The sequence below is a fragment of the [Mycobacterium] fortunisiensis genome (genome assembly GCF_019050325.1).
Taxonomy (GTDB): domain Bacteria; phylum Actinomycetota; class Actinomycetes; order Mycobacteriales; family Mycobacteriaceae; genus Mycobacterium; species Mycobacterium fortunisiensis.
Genome location: NZ_VOMB01000016.1, coordinates 82,919 through 102,861, shown reverse-complemented (window position 1 = coordinate 102,861; position 19,943 = coordinate 82,919). Strand labels below are relative to the sequence as shown.

The window sequence follows — 19,943 nt, the reverse complement described above, 5'->3', positions numbered from 1 at the left end:
CGTGAGGGCCGCGTTGACGCGACCGATCACGCCTAGATCACCTTACGTCGGGGCGAATCTACTTGGGCGCGAAACGCTGACCGGCATCCAGGCGGATGCACTGGCCGTTGAGCATCGGGTTCTCCACGATCGCCACCGCGAGCTTGGCGTACTCGTCGGGCTTGCCCAGACGCTTGGGGAACGCCGCATCCTTGGTCAGGACCTTGGCGAACTCGTCGGGGATGCCCTCGGTCAGACCGGTGGCGAACAGGCTCGGGGCGATGGCCAGCGCCCGGATGCCCAGGCTGCCCAGGTCACGCGCCATGGTCAGGCACATCCCGGCGATGGCGGCCTTGGAGGCGGTGTAGGCGACCTGGCCGATCTGGCCCTCGAACGCCGCGATCGAGGCGGTGTTGATGATGACGCCGCGCTCCTCGGCCTCGGCGTCGACCGGCTCGTTCTTGCTCATGTGCCACGCGGCGAGCCGGCTGATGTTGAACGTGCCGATCAGGTTGAGGTCGATGGTGGACCGGAACGAGGCCAGGTCGTGCGGGCCGTCCTTCTTGACCGTGCGCTCCCCGATCCCACCTCCGGCCGTGGTGACCGCGATGTGCAGCCCACCCAGCGCCTTCACGACCTCGTCGAGCACCTTTTCGGTGCCGTCGAAGTCGGTGACGTCGACCTCGTAGAACGAGCCACCGATCTCGTCGGCCACTTCGCGGCCCTTCGACTGGGGGCGGTCCAGGACCGCCACGCTGGCGCCACGCTTGGCCAATGCCTCAGCGGTGGCCCGGCCGAAGCCCGACGCACCGCCGACGACGACAGCCTTCTTGCCCTCGATCTCCATCTAGCTTCCTTTCCAAAAATGACCGAAATCGTAAAGCAACCTAACCCATGAACCCTTCCCGTAAGCCTTTCGGGTTCCACCTTTTGCTCCCCCAGCACCGCGAGTGTGCGTGCCTGCCCCCCGACGCGCCGCAGTTCACCGACATTTTGCCGTCGCTCACGGCCCGGCGAGCGTGCGAAAAATTTCGTCTCGAAGAATGTCCGGACCCCGTGGCAGGCTGACGACGTGTTGCTCGCCGACATCGCTGCCGCATCCGCCGACATCGCGAAGGCATCGGCGCGGCTGGCCAAGGTCGACCGCATCGCCAACCTGCTGAGCCTCATCGCCGCCGAGGGCGACGCCCGCTCGGTGATCGTGGCGGTGTCCTGGCTGTCCGGCGAACTCCCCCAGCGCCAGATCGGGGTGGGCTGGGCGACGTTGCGCTCGCTGCCGGCCCCGGCCGCGACGCCGGAGTTGACGGTCGACGGGGTGGACGAGCGGTTCACCCGGATCGGCGCGGTCGCCGGGAAAGGCTCGCAGGCGTTGCGCGCCGAACTCGTCCACGAGTTGTTCCGTACCGCCACCAAAGACGAGCAGACCTTCCTGCGGCGGCTGCTCAGCGGCGAACTTCGCCAGGGCGCGCTGGCCGGGGTGATGACCGACGCGGTGGCCCGCGCCTCCGACATCCCGGCCACCGAGGTTCGCCGCGCGGCCATGTTGGCCGGCGACCTGCCCGCGGTGTCCGCAGCGGCATTGACCGGTGGCCGCGACGCCCTGGCCGAGTTCAGCCTGCAGGTCACCCGCCCGGTCGGGCCGATGCTGGCGCAGACCGCAACCGACGTTGCCGACGCACTCGAACGGCTCGGCGGCACAGCGATTCTGGAGGCCAAACTCGACGGGGCCCGGGTTCAGATCCACCGCCGGGGACCGGAGGTGTCGGTGTACACCCGCAGCCTCGAGGTGGTCACGCATCGACTACCCGAGGTGGTCGCGGCAACCCTGGCCCTGCCGGCCACCGATCTGATCGCCGACGCCGAAGCCATTGCCCTGCGCCCTGATGGGCGACCACACCCGTTTCAGGTCACGGCGGCCCGATTCGGTCGCAAGACACCCAACACCCTCGAACCGCTGTCGGTGTTCTACTTCGACCTGCTGCACGTGGACGGCCAGGACCTGCTCGACCTGCCCACCGAGCAACGCCTGGCGGCCCTGGATCGGCTCGTCCCCGGACACCGGCGCGTCGATCGCGTCGTCACCTCCGACGCCGCCGTCGCACAGCAGTTCCTGGACCGCACCCTGGCCGCCGGCCATGAGGGGGTGATGGCCAAGTCGCCGAGCGCCCCGTATGAGGCCGGCCGCCGCGGCGCCGGGTGGCTCAAGGTCAAGCCGGTGCACACGCTGGATCTGGTGGTGCTCGCCGTCGAGCACGGATCCGGCCGGCGCACCGGCAAGCTGTCCAACATCCATCTCGGCGCCCGGGATCCGGATTCCGGCGGGTACGTGATGCTGGGCAAGACGTTCAAGGGCATGACCGATGCCATGTTGGCCTGGCAGACCGAGCGGTTCCGGGAACTGCAGATCGCCGACGACGGCTGGGTCGTCACGGTCCGGCCCGAGCAGGTCGTCGAAATCGCGTTCGACGGGGTCCAACGGTCCAGCCGGTACCCGGGTGGTGTCGCGCTGCGCTTCGCCAGGGTGCTGCGCTATCGCGACGACAAGCCGCCCGGGCAAGCGGACACAATCGACACCGTGCGCGCCTTCCTCACCTGAGCTGACCTCGGGTTCGGAGGTCGGAAACCGGGTTTCGATGGCGTGCGAATTGGCTCGATGAAAAGATCGTCGCGGCAGAAACCAGAGCACCGTGGACGAGCGAGGAGAGACCGTGGCAACACCGGATGCCCCACCAGCGGGTCGCATCGAGGAGCACGACGGCGACGTCACGTACATTCGCACCGACGCGGCGCTTCCGCCGGTGGCGATCGTCGACCGCTCTCCGATCACCGCCAAACACAAGGCGATCTTCGCGATCGTCGCGGTGCTGGGTGCCCTGGCCTGGGCGGTGATCGCCTTCTTTCGCGGTGAGACGGTCAACGCGGTGTGGTTCGTCATCGCCGCGATCTGCACCTATGTGATCGGTTTCCGGTTCTACGCCCGGCTGATCGAGATGAAGATCGTCCGTCCTCGCGACGACAATGCCACTCCGGCAGAGCTTTTCGAGAACGGCACCGACTACATGCCCACCGATCGGCGGGTGCTGTTCGGCCACCACTTCGCCGCCATCGCCGGTGCGGGTCCACTGGTCGGCCCGGTGCTGGCCATGCAGATGGGCTACCTGCCCGGAACGATCTGGATCATCGTGGGCGCGGTCCTGGCCGGCTGCGTGCAGGACTACCTGGTGCTGTCGATCTCGGTGCGCCGGCGCGGACGTTCGCTGGGCCAGATGGCGCGTGACGAGCTCGGCGCGGTCGGCGGCGTGGCGGCGATCGTCGGCGTGCTGGTGATCATGGTGATCCTGCTGGCGGTGCTGGCCCTGGTGGTGGTCAACGCGCTGGCCGAGAGCCCGTGGGGCGTGTTCTCGATCGCGATGACGATCCCGATCGCCATCTTCATGGGCCTGTATCTGCGCTTCTTCCGCCCCGGCCGGGTCTCGGAGGTGTCGCTGATCGGCGTCGCCCTGCTGCTGCTCGCGGTGATCTCCGGCGGTTGGGTAGCCGAAACCTCTTGGGGCGCCGACTGGTTCACGCTGTCCAAGGTCACGCTGTCATGGTGCGTGATCGTGTACGGCCTGGCCGCCTCGGTACTGCCGGTGTGGCTGCTGCTGGCCCCGCGCGACTACCTGTCGACGTTCATGAAGGTCGGCACCATCGCGCTGCTGGCCATCGGCATCGTGATCGCCCGTCCGGTGATGGAGGCGCCGGCGCTGTCGCAGTTCGCCGCCAGTGGCACCGGCCCGGTGTTCGCCGGCTCGCTGTTCCCGTTCCTGTTCATCACCATCGCCTGCGGGGCCCTGTCGGGCTTTCACGCCCTGATTTCCTCGGGCACCACGCCCAAGCTGCTGGAGAAGGAAAGCCAGATGCGGCTGATCGGTTACGGCGGCATGCTCACCGAATCCTTCGTCGCCATCATGGCCCTGATCACCGCGGCGATCCTCAACCAGCACCTCTACTTTGCGATCAACGCACCGACGGCAGCCACCGGCACCACCGCCCAGACGGCCGCCGATTACGTCAACGGGCTGGGCCTGTCGGGCGAGCCGATCACTGCGCAGGAGATCACCGCCGCCGCCGAGGGGGTAGGTGAGCAGTCGGTCGTGTCGCGCACCGGCGGCGCGCCCACCCTGGCCTTCGGAATGTCCGAGGTGCTGCACCAGGTGTTCGGCGGGGCCGGTCTCAAGGCCTTCTGGTACCACTTCGCGATCATGTTCGAGGCGCTGTTCATCCTCACCACCGTCGACGCCGGCACCCGGGTCGCCCGGTTCATGCTGTCGGACGGGCTGAGCAACCTCGGCGGGCCGCTGAAGAAGCTGCGCAACCCGAGCTGGCGGGTGGGCGCATGGACCTGCAGCGTGATCGTGGTCGCCGCGTGGGGCTCGATCCTGCTCATGGGCGTGACCGACCCTCTCGGCGGCATCAACACGCTGTTCCCGCTGTTCGGTATCGCCAACCAGTTGCTCGCCGCGATCGCGCTGACGGTGGTCACCGTGGTGGTGATCAAGCGGGGGTTGGTGAAATGGGCCTGGATTCCCGGGATTCCGCTGCTGTGGGATCTGGTGGTGACCATGACGGCGTCGTGGCAGAAGATCTTCTCGGGCGATCCCAAGGTCGGCTACTGGACCCAACATTTCCAGTACCGCAACGCCCGCGACGCCGGGCAGACCGCGTTCGGCGCGGCCAAGGATGCCGGTCAGCTCGATGCGGTCATCCGCAACACCTTCATCCAGGGCACGTTGTCGGTGGTGTTCGCGGCGGTGGTGCTGGTGGTGTTCGTCGCCGGTGTCGTGGTCGCGCTGCGGGCGCTGCGCGGATCCGGGCGGCCGCTGGCGGTCGACGAGGAAGTGCCGTCGCGCATCTTCGCACCATCGGGCCTGATCGCCACACCAGTTGAGAAGGAGGTGCAGAAGCAGTGGGACGCCTTGCCCGGAGCACACTCCAGGCCGCACGCCACGTCGGCTGGTACTGCTCATCCCTGATGGGAGACAACCACTATCGGCGCTATGTGACACACCGGGAGCAGACCCACCCCGGTGAAGCGGTGCTGTCGGAGCGGGAGTACTGGAAGATGCGCCATCGCGCCGCCGAGGCCAACCCGGGGGCTCACTGCTGCTGAGCCGGCAGCGCCCCAATGCTCATACTGTAAGCTTTTCAGTATGTCGCTCTCCGGGAAGACGCTGTTCATCTCCGGCGGCAGTCGCGGCGTCGGCCTGGCCATCGCCAAACGCGCTGCCGCCGACGGGGCCAACATCGCCCTGATCGCCAAAACCGCGGAACCGCACCCCAAGCTGCCGGGCACCGTCTACACCGCGGCCAAAGAAATCGAGGAGGCGGGCGGCCACGCGTTGCCGATCGTCGGAGACATCCGCGACGGGGCCGCCGTGGCCGAGGCGGTGGCCAAGTCGGTGGCACAGTTCGGCGGGATCGACATCTGCGTCAACAACGCCTCAGCCATCAACACGGGCTCGATCGAGGAGGTGCCGCTCAAGCGGTTCGACCTGATGAACGGCATTCAGGTCCGGGGCACCTACGCGGTGTCGCAGGCCTGCATCCCGCACATGAAGGGCCGGCGGAATCCGCACATCCTGACCCTGTCCCCGCCGATCCGGCTCGAACCGAAGTGGCTGACGCCGACGGCCTACATGATGGCCAAATATGGAATGTCATTGTGCGCGTTGGCCCTTGCCGAAGAGCTGCGCCCCTTCGGGATTGCCTCCAACACACTGTGGCCACGCACCTCCGTGGCCACCGCCGCGATCCGCAACCTGCGCGGCGGCGAGGAGTCGATGAAGCGCTCGCGGCGGCCCGAGGTGTATTCCGACGCCGCGTACGCGGTGCTCAACCGGCCGGCAGGGTCCTACACCGGCCACAGCCTGCTGTGTGAAGACGTGCTGCTCGAGGCCGGCGTCACCGACCTGTCGGTGTACGACTGCGTGCCCGGCGCCGATCTGCGGATCGACCTGTGGGTCGATACCCCCAATCCACCCGGATATGTCGGCCCAACAACGGGTCAACCGTCCGGTGTCGAGGATAAACTGTGAGCCATACCGTAAGGCGGTCATGAATGGAGCGCGTTCGTGAATAAAGACGACATGATCCTGATCAGCGTGGACGATCACATCGTCGAACCACCTGACATGTTCAAGAACCACCTGCCGAAGAAGTACGTCGACGAGGCCCCGCGCCTGGTCCACAACCCCGACGGCAGCGATACCTGGCAGTTCCGCGACATCGTGATCCCCAACGTCGCGCTCAACGCGGTGGCCGGCCGCCCGAAGGAGGAGTACGGCCTGGAACCCCAGGGGCTCGACGAGATCCGCAAGGGTTGCTACAACGTCGACGAGCGGGTCAAGGACATGAACGCCGGCGGCATCCTCGGCTCGATCTGCTTCCCGTCGTTCCCCGGCTTCGCCGGCCGACTGTTCGCCACCGAGGACCACGAGTTCTCCCTGGCGCTGGTGCAGGCCTACAACGACTGGCACATCGATGAGTGGTGCGGCGCCTACCCGGCCCGCTTCATCCCGATGGCGCTGCCGGTGATCTGGGATGCCGAAGCCTGCGCCGAGGAAGTACGCCGGGTGTCGAAGAAGGGCGTGCACGCGCTGACGTTCACCGAGAACCCGGCCGCGATGGGTTACCCGAGCTTCCACGACGACTACTGGGCCCCACTGTGGAAGGCGTTGTGCGACACCGACACCGTGCTCAACGTGCACATCGGATCCTCCGGCAAACTGGCCATCACCGCTCCCGATGCTCCGCTGGACGTGATGATCACCCTGCAACCGATGAACATCGTGCAGGCTGCGGCAGACTTGTTGTGGTCCAAGCCGATCAAGGATTACCCGGATCTGAAGATCGGGCTGTCCGAGGGTGGCACCGGCTGGATTCCCTATTTCCTCGAGCGCGTCGACCGTACCTACGAGATGCACTCGACCTGGACACATCAGAACTTCGGCGGCAAGCTGCCGTCGGAGGTGTTCCGGGAGCACTTCCTGACCTGCTTCATCTCCGACCCGGTCGGGGTGACGCTGCGCAACAAGATCGGTATCGACAACATCTGTTGGGAAGCCGACTACCCGCACAGCGACTCGATGTGGCCGGGCGCACCGGAAGAGCTGTGGGACGTGCTGACCGAGAACAACGTCCCGGACGACGAGATCAACAAGATGACGTACGAGAACGCCATGCGCTGGTACTCGTTCGACCCGTTCACCCATATCTCACGCGATCAGGCCACCGTCGGCGCGCTGCGCAAAGCCGCTGAGGGCCATGATGTTTCGATCCAGGCGTTGAGCCATCATGAGCACGGCACCCGTGGCGATGCGTTGCAGGCCGCGGCGAAGGCCAATTCGGGTTCCGAATAGTCACCTTCTACCGCGAGCAGACGTAAAACTGCCCCTTTTCGCATGAAAAGGGGCAGTTTTACGTCTGCTCGGCGTCTAACGCAGGGAGTACCGCACCGGCAGGTGCTTGAGCCCGCCGACGAACGTGGTGGCCATGTGCTCCGGTACGCCGGCGAGCTCTACCGAGCGCAGCCGCGGTAGCAGCTCGGAGAAGAAGCTGTTGATCTCCATCCGGGCCAGCGCGGCGCCGAGACAGAAATGCACTCCGTATCCGAATGCGATGTGCTTGTTGGGATCTCGCCCGACGTCGAAGCGGAACGGATCGACGAAGACGTCCTCGTCGCGGTTACCCGAGACATAGGACAGGAGCACCGACTCGCCCTTCGCGATGCGGACACCGCGAATCTCGTAGTCCTCCTGCGCGGTACGCATGAACTCTTTGACCGGTGTCGTCCAGCGGACCATTTCCTCGACCGCCAGCGGCATCAGGCTCATGTCGTTCTGCAGCCGGGCCAGTTGGTCCGGGTTCTGCAGCAGCGCGAGCATACCCCCGGAAATGCTGGCGCTACTGGTGTCGTGGCCGGCCGCGGCGACGATCGCGTAATAGGAGACCGTGTCGATATCGGAGAGCGGCTCGCCGTCGAGCGTGGCGTTGGCGATGGTCGACGCCAGGTCGTCGGTCGGATTCGCCCGACGCGAGGCGGTCAGTTCGGTGAAGTACTGGAACATTTCGAGCAGCGCCATGCCCTGCTCTTCCATACTGGTGCCGCGTTTGAACTCGTCGTCGTCGCTGCCGAACAACTCCTGGGTGAGCTTGAGCATGAACGCAAAGTCGGACTCGGGTACACCGAGCAGCGTCATGATCATGTAGAGCGGATAGTTCACGGCGACCTGCTGCACGAAGTCGCATTCCGGTCCTTCGTCGACCATTTTGTCGACGAACCGCTTGGCCAGCTGATCGGCGCGATCCTTCAACGCGCGCATGGCCTTCGGCCGGAACCAGTTGGCACCGATGGCCCGCAGGTCGCGATGCAGCGGATCGTCGGTGTGGATCAAGGTCCGGATTCCGATGGCGGCCTGCTGCTCGTCGGCCTCGCGGGTGACCAGCACCGGGCGCGGCGAGTTGGTGAAGATGTCGTTGGCGCGCTCGATCTCCATGATGTCGGCGTGCTTGGTGATTGCCCAGAACGGCGCGTAGTCCGGCACGTCGACCCAGGACACCGGGGCGTTCGCGCGCAGGTGGGTCAGGGCCTGATGGAATGTCGCCTCGTCGGTGTACGCCGACGGATCAGCGAACATCTTGGCGACGTCATCGATGGTGCGGACGGTCATACGTTGCTCCTCAACTGCGGGGATTCACGAAGTTCACGCAGCACCGCGTTCACGGTCTGCGGGGACACGGCGGCCGGAAATCCGGGTAGCACACGGTCGATGACGCCGGCGCAGCGTCGCTGCAGGGCCCCGGCCAGTTCGGCCAGCGGTGCCACCACGGCGAAAGCGGCGAGCACCTCGTCGTCGATCAGGGTGCCCATGGTGTCCCACTCGCCGGCCAGGGACAGCCGGTGCAACTCGGTGTGCAGCTCACCCCAGCCGTGCAGGTCCAGGACCTTGCGGTAGGCCGGCGTCGAGCCGTAGAAGGCAAGTTGTTTGCGGGTGGCCACCGAGGCGGCCGCCATCTCCTGCTCGTCGGCACCGGTGACGATGAACACCGGGCAGGACAGTTCGACTTCGCCGCGGTCACGCCCACTGCGATCCAGCCCGCGCTGCAACGCCGCCAGGGTCACCTCGTCCAGATAGCGCCGGGTGGTGAAGGCGTGCGCCAGCAGGCCGTCGGCGACCTCACCGCACACTTCGGTCATCAACTCACCCACCGCGGCCAGGAACACCTTCGGGTGCGGCAGGTCCGAGGGCTCCGGGGTGAACATCGGCGTCATGATCTTGTGGGTGTAGAACTCGCCCTCGAACCGAAGCTTGGTGCCGTCGCGCCAACAACCCCAGATCGCGTGCAGCGCTTCGATGTACTCCCGCATTCGGCGGGCCGGATGGCTCCACGGCATGCTGAAGCGCTTCTCGATGTGCGGCTGGATCTGGGTACCCAGGCCGAGGATGAAACGTCCGCCGGAAAAGGTCTGCAGATCCCAGCCCAGTTGGGCGGTGGTCATCGGGCTGCGCGCAAAAGCGACCGCGATGCTGGTGCCGAGTTGGATCCGGGTGGTGTGTTCGGCCGCGATGGTCAACGGCAGGAACGGATCGTGGTTGATTTCGCCGGTGAAGCACCCGTCGTAGCCCTGAGCTTCGAGCTCACGCGCTGTGTCGGCGACCTCGGTGAGCAGGCTGGGGATTCCACGGTCGATTTTGAGACCGCGACAATCAGAGTTGCTCATCGCGTTTGCACGCCTTTGCCGAATCGTCCGCCCACGCACAACCGCACCACCCCATCGACGCTACAGTAAGCAATTCAGTATGGTCAACGGGGGTTAGGCTACAAGCCAACCGTCGGCACGAGAAGTGGAGAGATTATGACGAACGCCCCCGAGTGGAAGGAAACGCTCGAGGACCTCACCCGTCGGCGTGAGCATGCGTTCGGCATGGGCGGTCCCGAGCGCCTGGCCAAGCACCATGGCAAGGGCAAGCTCGACGCCCGCGCCCGCATCGCCCGTCTGCTCGACCCGGACACGTTCCAGGAATTCGGCACTCTGGTGGGCGGCGACATCGCCGCCGACGGTCTGGTCGCCGGTTCCGGACGCATCGACGGCACCCCGGTGATGGTCGGCGCCGAGGATTTCACCACGCTGGCCGGCAGCATCGGCCCCGGCGGCAATGCCAAGCGGTACCGGCTCGCCGAGCTGGCGCTGCGCAACAAGATCCCGCTGGTGATGTTGTTGGAGGGGGCGGGTTTTCGCCCCAGCGGTGAGCACTATGGACGCACCCCCACCGACCTCATCGCGCAGGCGAAGTGCTCCGGCAAGGTGCCGACCGTGTCGGCGATACTGGGTCCGTCGGCCGGTCACGGCGCCCTGGTGGCCCCGGTGTGTGACTTCACGATCATGAGCCGGCAGGGCGCCATCTTCACTGCGGGGCCGCCGGTGGTGAAAGAGTCCACCGGAGAAGATATTTCGAAGGAGGACCTGGGTGGCCCGGGCGTGGCGCTGCCCAGTGGCGTGATCCACAACTACGCCGAGGACGACGAGACGGTGATCGACGACATCCGGCGCTACCTGTCCTATTTCCCGTCGAGCGCCTGGTCCTATCCGCCGACCCGGCTGGCCGACGACACCGCCGGTCCCCGGCCGACCCCGGAGATCCTCGACATCATCTCCCGGGACAACCGGCACATCTACGATATGCGTGCAGTCCTCGACGAGATCTTCGACCGGCCTGACTGGTTCGAGGTGCAGCCGAAGTTCGGGCGGGCCATCATCTGCGCGCTCGCCCATCTCGGCGGCTATCCGGTGGCGGTGGTGGCCAATCAACCGCAGGTGCTGGCCGGTTCGATCGACGCCGACGCCGCCGACAAGGCCGCCCACTTCATCACGGTGGCCGATTCGTTCCACCTGCCCATCATCTTCCTGGCCGACAATCCCGGCATGCTGCCGGGCAGTCAGTCCGAACGCAGCGGTGTGCTGCGCAGCGGTGCCCGGATGTTCGCCGCCCAGACCTCGGCGACCACGCTCAAACTGCATGTGACGCTGCGCAAGGCGTTCGGTTTCGGTTCGATGGTCATGTCGCTGTTGGGGTTTGACGACCAGCTGGCGACGTTCGCCTATCCCGGTGCCACCATGGGCGCGATGGGCGCGGCCGCGCTCAGCGCCGCCACCCACGCCGGCGAGGACTATGCCGAGGTGCTCAAGCGGATGGAACTGGAGGCGTCGTTCCGGTCGGCGGGCCACCTCGGTTTCGACGAGCTCATCTCGCCGGAGGAAACCCGCAACGCGCTGCTGGTTACCCTGCAGCACGGCATCTTCAGCCGCCAGGAGGTCGCCGAACCGGTGTCCCGCACCCTGATCATGCCCTAGCCGCCGCACCGCGAGCGTGCGCGTCTGCCCCCGACACGCCGCTCGCGGGCAGCATTTTCCGCACGCTCACGCCGATCGAGTGTGCGCCGTTACCAGATCAGCTTTCCGACGACGCCCGGGTGGCCCGGTATTCGGTGACGATCGGCTCGAGCTCGTCGGGGGTGGCCCCGTGCATGATCACCGCGTCGGCCCCGTAGTCGAACTCCTTGCGGATGCGGTCCACACACTGCCGGGCCGATCCGGTGGCCGACGGTTCCAGCCACTCGTCGGGAATCAGGGTGGCGATGTGCTCGATCTGCTCGGCACTGGCCTTGTGGTCGATGCCTCCGGGAATCGACGTGACAACCGAATCCTCCCGGAACCGTTGCAGCACAGCAGGATCCCAGTTGTTGGTGCTGACCAGCAGGTCGCCGTAGCCTTGTAGATAGGTCGCGAGGCGGGCCACGGTCTTCTTCAGGCGCAGCTCCTCGGGCAGATGATCGCCGACGGTGGCGAAGCAGGACCAGACCCGCACGCTGTCGGGATCGCGGCCGGCCTGCTCAGCGGCCTCCTTGACGGTCTTCACCGCGCGCTGCAGCGTTTCGGGGGTGAAGTAGGTGTGCAGGATGACTTCGTCGAACTCGCGCCCGCCCAGCGCCAGGGTCTGCGGGCCGAACGCCACGATCGCCAACCGGATGTCCTCGTTGAAGTCCGGGTCGAGGAACAGGACTTGATACTTGCCGATCGGCCCGTCGTGGTTGAAGACCACCTCGCCGTGCCACAGCTTGCGCATGACCTGCGCGAAATCCTCCATCTGGGCGGTGGTCACCGCCGGCACCCCGAATGCGTTGTACATCGCGGCGACGCCGCGGCCGATGCCCAAGGTGAAGCGGCCCCGGGACAGCCGGTGCATCGTGGTGGCCCAGGATCCGGTGATCAGCGGATGACGGGTGTTGTGATTGGTTGCCGCAGTGGCGATCTGCATCCGCTCGGTCACCGCGCAGGCAGCGCCGACCAGCGAGGACGCTTCCTTGACGTTCCACCGTTCGGAGATGAACGCGGTGCCGAAGCCGAGTTCTTCGCCGCGGCGAGCCTCATCCATCAGCGTTGCCGGGCCTTCGCCGCCGGCGCCCGCCAGCAGGTAGTAGCCGAGTTCGTCGAGAACTGGTTCTGACATTCGAAACCCCTTTGTTCACAATCTCTTAAGTCGTCGCACCACGGTGTTGAACGGCAACAACGTAGCAAGACCGGCCCGCAGCGAGGAGCCGATCGGGCCGACCTGGAAACCGGCTCACTCCCATACGCCTTGCTTGTAACCGCAGTTCCACACTTCGACGATGCGGCCGTCGACGACGCGGAAGATCTCCATGCTGCTGACCGTCATGGCATTACCGTCGGGGAACGTCATCGGGGATTCGTACACGATCGCGACGTGCTCGCCGTCGTCACCCGCGACGACCAGGTTCAGGTCGAACCGGATGGTCTCGAACATCGCCCAGTGATCGATCACCCGGTTGACCGCCTCTTCATGGGTGAGTACCTGCGCCTCGCCCACATCATGGCGGGTGACGGTCTCGCCCAACAGTTCATCGGCCAGGGTGAAGTCTTTCTCGTTCCAGACCACCCAGTTGTACTGCTCGACCACTTCGCGCGCGGTCCTCACGAAAATACCTCCAGGGCGTCGATGTCTTCGATGGCTGCGATTGCCCGGTCGATGAGTGTCAGACATAGTTGCCTGGATCGTTCCGGGGCGGCGTCCCAGGTCAGCAGCGCGACCACCGGCATGTACATCAGCAGGGCAGTCGCGAGCCGGTAATGCCGCCAGGCCTCGTCGAACGAGTACCCGTCGACCTGGCCGACGTATTCGCGCAGCAGTTCCTCATCGTGGCCGCGGCGCACATCGGCGGGCAGCCCCTGACTGACGAGGTAGGCGATATCCGCTGCCCCCGCGCCCCGCACCGAAAGCTGAAAGTCGACCAGTTTGAGTGCATCATCGCGGAAGAACATGTTGTCGGCGCGGATATCTCCGTGCAACAACATGTTCTGAGCCGAGAGCGCAGTGAGCGCGGCGGGCGCCAGGTCTGCGAACCGTTCGGCGAACGCAGCGACCGCGTCGGGCACCGGTTGTCCGGTGTGGTCCCGGTAGAGCTGCCACCCGGGCGCGAAGGCAGGCAGGAACAATTCTCGCGTCAGGGAACTGTCGATGCTCGGGAATTCCTGCAATACCGCACCGTCGATACCCGTCGACCACCTGTGCAGACCGGCCAACTGCTGGATACAGAGCCGGGCTTGCGGGAGCGACAATCCGACCAGGTGATCGGCGTTCTCCCAATCCTGCAGGTCTTCGAGGACAAGTACGAAATCCGGGCCGGACATCCGCGAGACGTAGCAGTGCGGCGTGGCGATGGGCGCGTTTGGTGCGACGTGCCGGTAGAAGTGCAACTCGCGCTGATAGCCTCCGAGCATTTCCATCCCGCCACGCGCAAGCGAGTCGGCGGGCAGCTTGACGACCAAAGTCTTTGGCACATCATCTGTTCCACTCAGATGGATCCGATACAACGCGGCAGAGAAACCGGTGTCCAAGGCGATTCGCTCGGCCCGTACGGCCGTCACCTGCATGCCCAGGGCTTCGCTGAGCCAGGGCGCGGTGACCTCCTCGATGCCCGTGGGCACCGGCTCGGAAACAGGTACTGCGACCGATGTCATCGTTGACCTCCGCAGAGAAATTTGACGCTGAACAACTAAGTTAGTTGTCGACCGTCTAATATGCAAGGGTGCCTTCTCCAGCCCAGGGCCTCACTCAGCCAGAGCGCGTAGAGCAGTCGTCGCGCAGACTGCTGCAGGCCGCTGCCGAGTTGATCGTCGAGAAGGGTTGGGAAGCAACGACTGCCGCTGAGATTGGACGACGGGCGGGATACAGCCGGGCCATGGTGCACGCCCGATACGGCAGCAAGGACGCCATTCTCGACGCCTTCCAGGCCGTCTATGTGGCGCGGCTGAACCCCGACCCCGAACCGGGAGCCACCGCGTTGCAGCAGATCCTGGCGCATTTTGACCGCGTGCAGGAGATTCACAACGAGGATGCCGCCGTGACGCGCGCAATGTTCGTCTCGGCATTCGAGGCGGTGAAGACCACGTCACCACTGCGCGAGGGCGTGCGCGCCCAATTGGCCGGGGCCGCCGTCAAGATCGAAGCCGGTCTGCGCGCCGGTATCGCCGACGGTTCTCTGCGGCCCGACATCGACGTCGACATCGCGCTGCGGGACATCACCGGATCGATCTTCGGCATCGCCTTCCAATGGGTGGTCCTACCCGAAGACCACGATCTCGACCTCGAGATCAACTGTGTGCGTGCCCGTATCACGTCAAGCTACGGTCGTTAAGAACCGCTCGGTGACTTCTTGCACCCCACCGGAAAACAGGTGCCCGACATGACTGCCGTCATGCCAGTGCAATTCACCGCCCCAGCGCTCATGCAATGCCAGCGCCGAGTCCCGCATCGCCATCCGGTCATGCCAGGCCCCGACGATCAGCCGTCGCTCGGCCCGCGGCACAGTGGCCAGCGGGTCCACCACGGAGGTCAACGCCGTCACCGTTTCCGATTGCAGCTGAGCCCCGGCGGTCCGCCCGGCAGCGCCCCAGCGGCCCAGGTGCAGACCGATCATGGTGTTGAGACCGAGGATCGGCGTGTAGACCGCGACCGCACCCACACGCGAATCCAAATGCGAAACCAGCGCCGCCACAGCGCTGCCCAGTGACAGCCCAGCCACTGCAATCGACGATGCCTGCGGTTCCAGCCAGCCGATCAGGGCCCGCACCTCCGAGACCGCCCGCATCATCCCGGCCACGTTGGCCAGCGGATCGCGAGCGGGGTACTCCGGCCAGGACCGGCGCCGCGGCCCGTGGCCGGGCTGCACCGGCAGTGCCACGTTGAACCCGAGCTCACGTAACTGCCGCACCCGGGCGACCAGGAGATCCATCGAATCGCCCTGCCCGGCGCCGTGCACCCAGATGAGCCAGGGCCGCACCTCGTCGCCGCTGCGATACAGCCGTACCCGGGCCGTCGCCGGACCGCCGTGGCCGTCGGCCAGAATCGAGTCCGGCAACGTCGGTTCATGGTCGAAGACGAGCTCTTCGAAAGTCAGGGCACCGAACCGGCGCGGCCGGATGTGTGTGACCTGCAAGGCCTCCGGACGCGGATGCGCCCCGTCGATACCCAGTGCGCCGAGTTCGTCGGCGGCCCGTACATACTCACTCAGCGGCCGCGGCAACTGCGGCGGTGGACCCGCCAGGGTCATTCCGGTGACCACCAGTTCGTCGAGGGCGACCTCGCCCAGCTGACGCAGACCCGTCACCGACAACGCACGCCAGTCCCCCGCTCCGACGAGCGCACCGAGCGAGCGGGGCAGCACACCACCAAGCTCCCAGACGATGCGGGCGGCCCTAGGCAAGAGCGAATCCGGCATAGCCGTCGGCGGCGATCTCGTCACAGCGGCGTCGGTATTCGGGGATGCCGGCCGTGTACCCCAGATACATCCGCTTCTTGCCGGGCACATTGCCGCCGTTGTACCAGGAGTTGCAGCTGGGGTGCACCAGGACGGTGGGTGCCACCAGTTCCGTGGTGTGCTCGATCCATTCGGTCTGCGCCTGCGGCGTCGCTTCGATGCTGCGGTACCCACCGTCCCTCAGGTATCCGATGCAGTCGGCGATCCAGTCCACGTGCTGCTCCATGGCCGCCACGAAATTGGTTGCCGCCGAAGGACTTCCCGGGCCCTGGATGGTGAACAAGTTGGGAAAGCCGGCCACCGCCAGCCCCAGGTAGGACAGCGCTCCCTGTTTGGCCCAGTACTCCCCCAACACCAGCCCGTCACGGCCACGCACGTCGATCCGGCTCAGCGCGCCGGTCATGGCGTCGAACCCGGTGGCGTAGATGACCACGTCGAGATCCACATCGCCTTGCTCGGTGGAGATTCCGGCGGCCGTCACTTCGCGGATGCCGCCCTTGCGCAGATCGACGAGGGTGACGTTGTCCCGGTTGTACGTTTCGTAGTAGCCCTGATCGATGATCGGCCGCTTGCAGGCGAACGGGTGGCTGGGGGTCAGCGATGCGGCGGTCTGCGGATCGGTGACGATGCGGGCCACGGCTTGCCCGTAGAGCTCGGTGGCCATCCGGTTGGCTTCGATGTCGAAGAAGAGGTCACCCCAGTTGAGTGCCCCCATCACACCGTGCTCCTCGATCGCACGCTGTTTGTCTTCGGGCGTGGCCGTTTTCACCGGCGGCCGCGCCAGCATCTCCAGCAGCACCGAGAACGCACTCAGCCGCGCCGCCCCCACCGGATGCTCGCGCTGCGCCGCGCGGATCTGCGGGTAGTCGGCCTTGAGCGCGTCGAGCTCGCCCGGTTCGAAGGCCCGCACCTGCCACGGCAGGGTGAATGCCGGGGAACGTTGAAACACCGTGAGGTGGGCCGCTTCTCGGGCAACGACCGGAATCACCTGCACGCCGGTGGAGCCGGTGCCGATCACCCCGACCCGTTTGCCCGTCAGGTCGACGCCCTCGCGAGGCCAGCGACTGGTGAACAGAGACGTACCCGCGAAGCTGCCCATCCCGGGAATGTCGGGTTCCAGCGGGACGGACAGGATGCCGGTGGCCGCCACCACGAACCGGGCGTGCCATGTCTGGCCCGCGACGGTCTCGAGCGCCCACTGCGCGGTGGACTCGTCGAACGTCATGGCCCCGACTTCGGTGCCGAACTCGATGTCTCGGCGCAGATCGAGTCGGTCGGCGACGAAGTTGAGGTAGGCCTCGATCTCCGGTTGGGCCGGCATGGTCTCGGTCCACACCCACTCTTGCTGGATCTCGTCGCTGAAGCTGTAGGAGTACTCGATGCTCTCGATGTCGCAGCGCGCACCCGGGTACCGGTTGACCAGCCACGTCCCGCCGACGGCATCGGCCTTCTCCAGCACCCGCACCCGCAGGCCCGCTTCCCGCAGCCGGTGCAGCGCGTACAGGCCGGAGAACCCGGCACCGACGACTACGACGTCAAAGGCGAAGTCTGAATCCTGGGCGCTCACAAATCGATGACCTTCTCGTTGCGGTTTTTCCGGTCGACGTAGAACTGGGCGGCCCGGGCGATCGATTCAGCGGTCGGTGCCGGCTTCCAGCCGAGGTCTCGGGTCGCCTTGCCGTGATCGGCCGGCGAGGTGAGCCACATCAGACGTGCTGCCGTCAGATTCATCGGGAAATCGGTGCCGAACCACCGATTGGACAGGCCGGCCAACCATCCCGCGACATACAACGGGGCCATCGGGATTCCGAACCGCGGTGGCCGGGCACCCACGGCCTGTGCGGCCGTGGTGAACATGTCCCGCTGAGACATATAGCCTTCCGACACGATGTAGCGTTCGCCGATCCGGCCGTGCTCGGCGGCCAGGACCAGTGCTTGCGCCGCGTCGTCGATCCCGACCACCTCGGAGCCGACGCCGCGCACGTAGACGGGCAACTGGCCGAATGCCGCCATGGCGACGAGTGCGCCCTGACGCGGCTGCCAGTCCGGCGGTCCGTACGGGTTGGACACACACATCACCACGGCCGGCAGTCCGCGCTCTCGGACGTAGGACAGCACCAGGTCTTCGGCCCGGCGCCGTGATTCGATATACGGCCCACCCTTGCCGGCCCAGTTGAACGGGGTGTCCTCGTCCACGGTGGTGCCGTCGTCGCTGATCGCGATCGTGCCGATGGTGGACAGGAACACAAACCGCTGCAGGTCGGCGTCCACGGCCACGTCGAGCACGTTGCGCAGGCCTTCCACGTTGGTGGAGAACAGCGGCGCCGGGTCGGACAGATGCGCGCGGGTGTCGACGACGCAGTAGAAGACCACGTCGCGTCCGGCCATCGCCGCGGCCACCGCCTCGGTGTCGAAGATGTCGCCGTAACAGCGCTCGACATCGAGGCCGTCGATCCCCTTGGTCGAGCTACTTCGGCGCAGCAGTACCCGCACGTCGTCGCCGCGCTCGACAAGCTGGCGGGTCACACCCGCGCCCACATTCCCGCTGGCACCCATGACGAGCACTTTTCGCCGGCGATCCATCGCAACTCCATCCCGTCTGACGATCGGCTATGGATGTTACGGTAAAGCTTTCAGTATGGTGCCGAAACCGGGAGATCGATGAAGTACACCCTGGAATATCCCAGCGAACTACCTACCGCACCTGACGATTTCCTCCAACCCGAGGTCATCCGGGCCATCGCCACCGAGGCCGAGGCGGCAGGCTTCTCGGCGGTGGCACTGAGCGAACATCCGGCCCCGTCGGTCAAGTGGCGCCACAACGGTGGACACAACACATTGGACCCGATCGCGGCGCTCAGTTTCATGGCCGCGGCAACCTCGCGGATCCGCGTGATGACGAATCTGTACGTGCTGGCCTTCCGCAACCCGTATCTGTCCGCCAAGGCGCTCGGCAGCCTGGACCTGGTCTCGGGTGGCCGATTGATCGCCGGAGTGGGGGCCGGCTATCTCCGCTCCGAGTTCGCCGCGGTCGGTGTCAGCATGGACCGGCGCGCCGAACTGCTCGACGAGGCACTGGCGACGCTGCGCGCGATCTGGTCTGAACCTGAAACACCGGTCACCGGGGCGGATTTCGCTGCAGTGGGGCCGGTCTGGCTGCAACGCCCCCAGCAACGACCACACCCGCCGATCTGGATCGGCGGAAACGGCGCCGCCGCCATCCGCCGGGTGGTCGAGCACGGCAACGGGTGGATGCCGATCGTCGCGCCCACCGATATGGCCGCGACGATGCGTACCGCGACCATCGAGAACACTGACCAATTCGGCGCCGCAGTGCAGCGCCTCCGGCGGCGGTTGGCCGATGCCGGCCGCGACCCGTCGTCGGTGGACATCCAGGTGGTGTGCCCGCCGGTTGACCTCGCGGACGACGCGTCGCTACGGCATGCCCGTGAGGTACTGGCCGAGCTGGCCGGATACGGCGCCACTTGGGCCTTGGTCCACACGGACGGCACCAGCCCGCGGGCCGCACTCGACTACCTCAAGGCTTTCGGCGAAACCATGAATCTTGGTGCAGCACACGGCATCTAGGGCCGCGTTTGTATCGCAGCTCAGGCCGACTTGAACTTCAGCAACGTGCGGGTCAGGTGCAGGCTGGTGATCTGCCATGTGCCGTCGCGCTTTTCGTAGGTTTCGTGGTAGTGCCCGGCGCCGTGCAGCTCACCGCCGTCGGAAAAGAACAACATGTCCTCCATGGCCCAGACCCCGGTGGCCGTGGTGTCGGAGGTCAACATGATCTCCGGGGTGTGGCAGTGGTGCACTGTGGCCGCGTTTTCCACTCCGCCCCAGACCACCGGGAAGAATTCATCGAAGCCGTTCAGCGGTGGGGCAGTCTGCGGGTCGGCACCGCAGGTCGAGACGGCCATGTCGAGTTTCACCACCACATCGTCGACGAACAATGCCCGCCACGCGTCGATGTCCTTGGTGTCCAGGTACCGGCAGTAACGCGCTTTGAGCTGCTTGATCGCCTCGATGTCGTCGGACAACGGGTCACCTCCTGGTCGGCTGCGGTGCACTATACGGTAAGC

The 19,943-nt window shown here is 66.1% G+C and carries 18 protein-coding genes; 8 read left to right on the top strand and 10 right to left on the bottom strand.

Annotated elements, in window-relative coordinates; translation table 11 throughout:
* Positions 1 to 58: 58 nt before the first annotated feature.
* Positions 59 to 826 (bottom strand): SDR family NAD(P)-dependent oxidoreductase, encoded by a 768-nt coding sequence (locus tag FR943_RS10745; protein WP_217156786.1) that lies wholly within the window; start codon positions 824 to 826, stop codon positions 59 to 61.
* Positions 827 to 1,051: 225 nt separating this feature from the next.
* Here FR943_RS10745 and FR943_RS10740 point away from each other — a divergent pair, with 225 nt between their 5' ends.
* The 5 genes from FR943_RS10740 to FR943_RS10720 all read left to right on the top strand — a co-directional run bounded on the left by FR943_RS10740 (position 1,052) and on the right by FR943_RS10720 (position 7,379).
* Positions 1,052 to 2,575, top strand: a complete 1,524-nt coding sequence (locus FR943_RS10740) for an ATP-dependent DNA ligase (protein ID WP_217156784.1) — start codon at positions 1,052 to 1,054, stop codon at positions 2,573 to 2,575.
* 112 nt (positions 2,576 to 2,687) lie between these two features.
* The gene (locus FR943_RS10735; RefSeq protein WP_217156783.1) at positions 2,688 to 4,994 is read left to right on the top strand and encodes a carbon starvation CstA family protein; all 2,307 of its coding nucleotides are present in this window, start codon (positions 2,688 to 2,690) and stop codon (positions 4,992 to 4,994) included.
* Positions 4,994 to 5,131, top strand: coding sequence for a YbdD/YjiX family protein (locus FR943_RS10730; protein WP_218045544.1), 138 nt, complete (start codon positions 4,994 to 4,996; stop codon positions 5,129 to 5,131). The genes FR943_RS10735 and FR943_RS10730 overlap by 1 nt, the downstream gene beginning before the upstream one ends.
* A gap of 40 nt (positions 5,132 to 5,171) precedes the next feature.
* A complete protein-coding gene (locus FR943_RS10725) occupies positions 5,172 to 6,056 on the top strand; it encodes an SDR family oxidoreductase (protein WP_217156779.1) in 885 nt (294 codons plus the stop codon).
* Positions 6,057 to 6,092: 36 nt separating this feature from the next.
* Entirely contained in the window at positions 6,093 to 7,379 is a 1,287-nt protein-coding gene (locus tag FR943_RS10720) for an amidohydrolase family protein (protein WP_217156778.1), read from the top strand.
* Between the two features lie 75 nt (positions 7,380 to 7,454).
* On the opposite strand, the gene FR943_RS10715 is transcribed toward FR943_RS10720, so the two are convergent.
* Together FR943_RS10715 and FR943_RS10710 are read right to left on the bottom strand one after the other, a co-directional pair.
* Positions 7,455 to 8,690, bottom strand: coding sequence for a cytochrome P450 (locus tag FR943_RS10715; protein ID WP_217156776.1), 1,236 nt, complete (start codon positions 8,688 to 8,690; stop codon positions 7,455 to 7,457).
* Positions 8,687 to 9,742, bottom strand: coding sequence for an LLM class F420-dependent oxidoreductase (locus FR943_RS10710; protein WP_217156774.1), 1,056 nt, complete (start codon positions 9,740 to 9,742; stop codon positions 8,687 to 8,689). Before FR943_RS10710 ends, FR943_RS10715 begins: the two co-directional genes overlap by 4 nt.
* A 135-nt stretch (positions 9,743 to 9,877) precedes the next feature.
* Between FR943_RS10710 and FR943_RS10705 the strand changes: the two genes are divergently transcribed.
* Positions 9,878 to 11,374, top strand: coding sequence for an acyl-CoA carboxylase subunit beta (locus FR943_RS10705; protein WP_217156772.1), 1,497 nt, complete (start codon positions 9,878 to 9,880; stop codon positions 11,372 to 11,374).
* Between the two features lie 97 nt (positions 11,375 to 11,471).
* On the opposite strand, the gene FR943_RS10700 is transcribed toward FR943_RS10705, so the two are convergent.
* The 3 genes from FR943_RS10700 to FR943_RS10690 form a co-directional block, all read right to left on the bottom strand.
* Positions 11,472 to 12,530 (bottom strand): TIGR03857 family LLM class F420-dependent oxidoreductase, encoded by a 1,059-nt coding sequence (locus FR943_RS10700; protein ID WP_217156770.1) that lies wholly within the window; start codon positions 12,528 to 12,530, stop codon positions 11,472 to 11,474.
* Positions 12,531 to 12,644: 114 nt separating this feature from the next.
* Positions 12,645 to 13,022, bottom strand: coding sequence for a nuclear transport factor 2 family protein (locus FR943_RS10695; RefSeq protein WP_308170549.1), 378 nt, complete (start codon positions 13,020 to 13,022; stop codon positions 12,645 to 12,647).
* Entirely contained in the window at positions 13,013 to 14,059 is a 1,047-nt protein-coding gene (locus FR943_RS10690; protein ID WP_217156766.1) for a phosphotransferase, read from the bottom strand. The genes FR943_RS10695 and FR943_RS10690 overlap by 10 nt, the downstream gene beginning before the upstream one ends.
* A gap of 68 nt (positions 14,060 to 14,127) precedes the next feature.
* Between FR943_RS10690 and FR943_RS10685 the strand changes: the two genes are divergently transcribed.
* Positions 14,128 to 14,736 (top strand): TetR/AcrR family transcriptional regulator, encoded by a 609-nt coding sequence (locus tag FR943_RS10685; RefSeq protein WP_217156764.1) that lies wholly within the window; start codon positions 14,128 to 14,130, stop codon positions 14,734 to 14,736.
* Here FR943_RS10685 and FR943_RS10680 read toward each other — a convergent pair.
* Genes FR943_RS10680 through FR943_RS10670 form a run of 3 tightly spaced genes read right to left on the bottom strand, consistent with a single transcriptional unit; the run spans position 14,719 to position 18,441 of the window.
* Positions 14,719 to 15,804, bottom strand: coding sequence for an alpha/beta hydrolase family protein (locus FR943_RS10680; RefSeq protein ID WP_246584965.1), 1,086 nt, complete (start codon positions 15,802 to 15,804; stop codon positions 14,719 to 14,721). The two genes, FR943_RS10685 and FR943_RS10680, sit on opposite strands and share 18 nt — an antisense overlap.
* A complete protein-coding gene (locus FR943_RS10675; protein WP_217156760.1) occupies positions 15,797 to 17,425 on the bottom strand; it encodes a flavin-containing monooxygenase in 1,629 nt (542 codons plus the stop codon). The genes FR943_RS10680 and FR943_RS10675 overlap by 8 nt, the downstream gene beginning before the upstream one ends.
* Positions 17,422 to 18,441 (bottom strand): NAD-dependent epimerase/dehydratase family protein, encoded by a 1,020-nt coding sequence (locus FR943_RS10670; protein WP_217156758.1) that lies wholly within the window; start codon positions 18,439 to 18,441, stop codon positions 17,422 to 17,424. Before FR943_RS10670 ends, FR943_RS10675 begins: the two co-directional genes overlap by 4 nt.
* Positions 18,442 to 18,519: 78 nt before the next feature.
* On the opposite strand from FR943_RS10670, the gene FR943_RS10665 reads away from it, so the two are divergent.
* Entirely contained in the window at positions 18,520 to 19,446 is a 927-nt protein-coding gene (locus FR943_RS10665; protein WP_217156756.1) for a TIGR03619 family F420-dependent LLM class oxidoreductase, read from the top strand.
* Between the two features lie 20 nt (positions 19,447 to 19,466).
* Here FR943_RS10665 and FR943_RS10660 read toward each other — a convergent pair whose 3' ends face one another.
* On the bottom strand, positions 19,467 to 19,901 hold the full coding sequence (locus FR943_RS10660) for a nuclear transport factor 2 family protein (protein ID WP_217156754.1): 435 nt from the start codon (positions 19,899 to 19,901) through the stop codon (positions 19,467 to 19,469).
* Positions 19,902 to 19,943 lie beyond the last annotated feature (42 nt).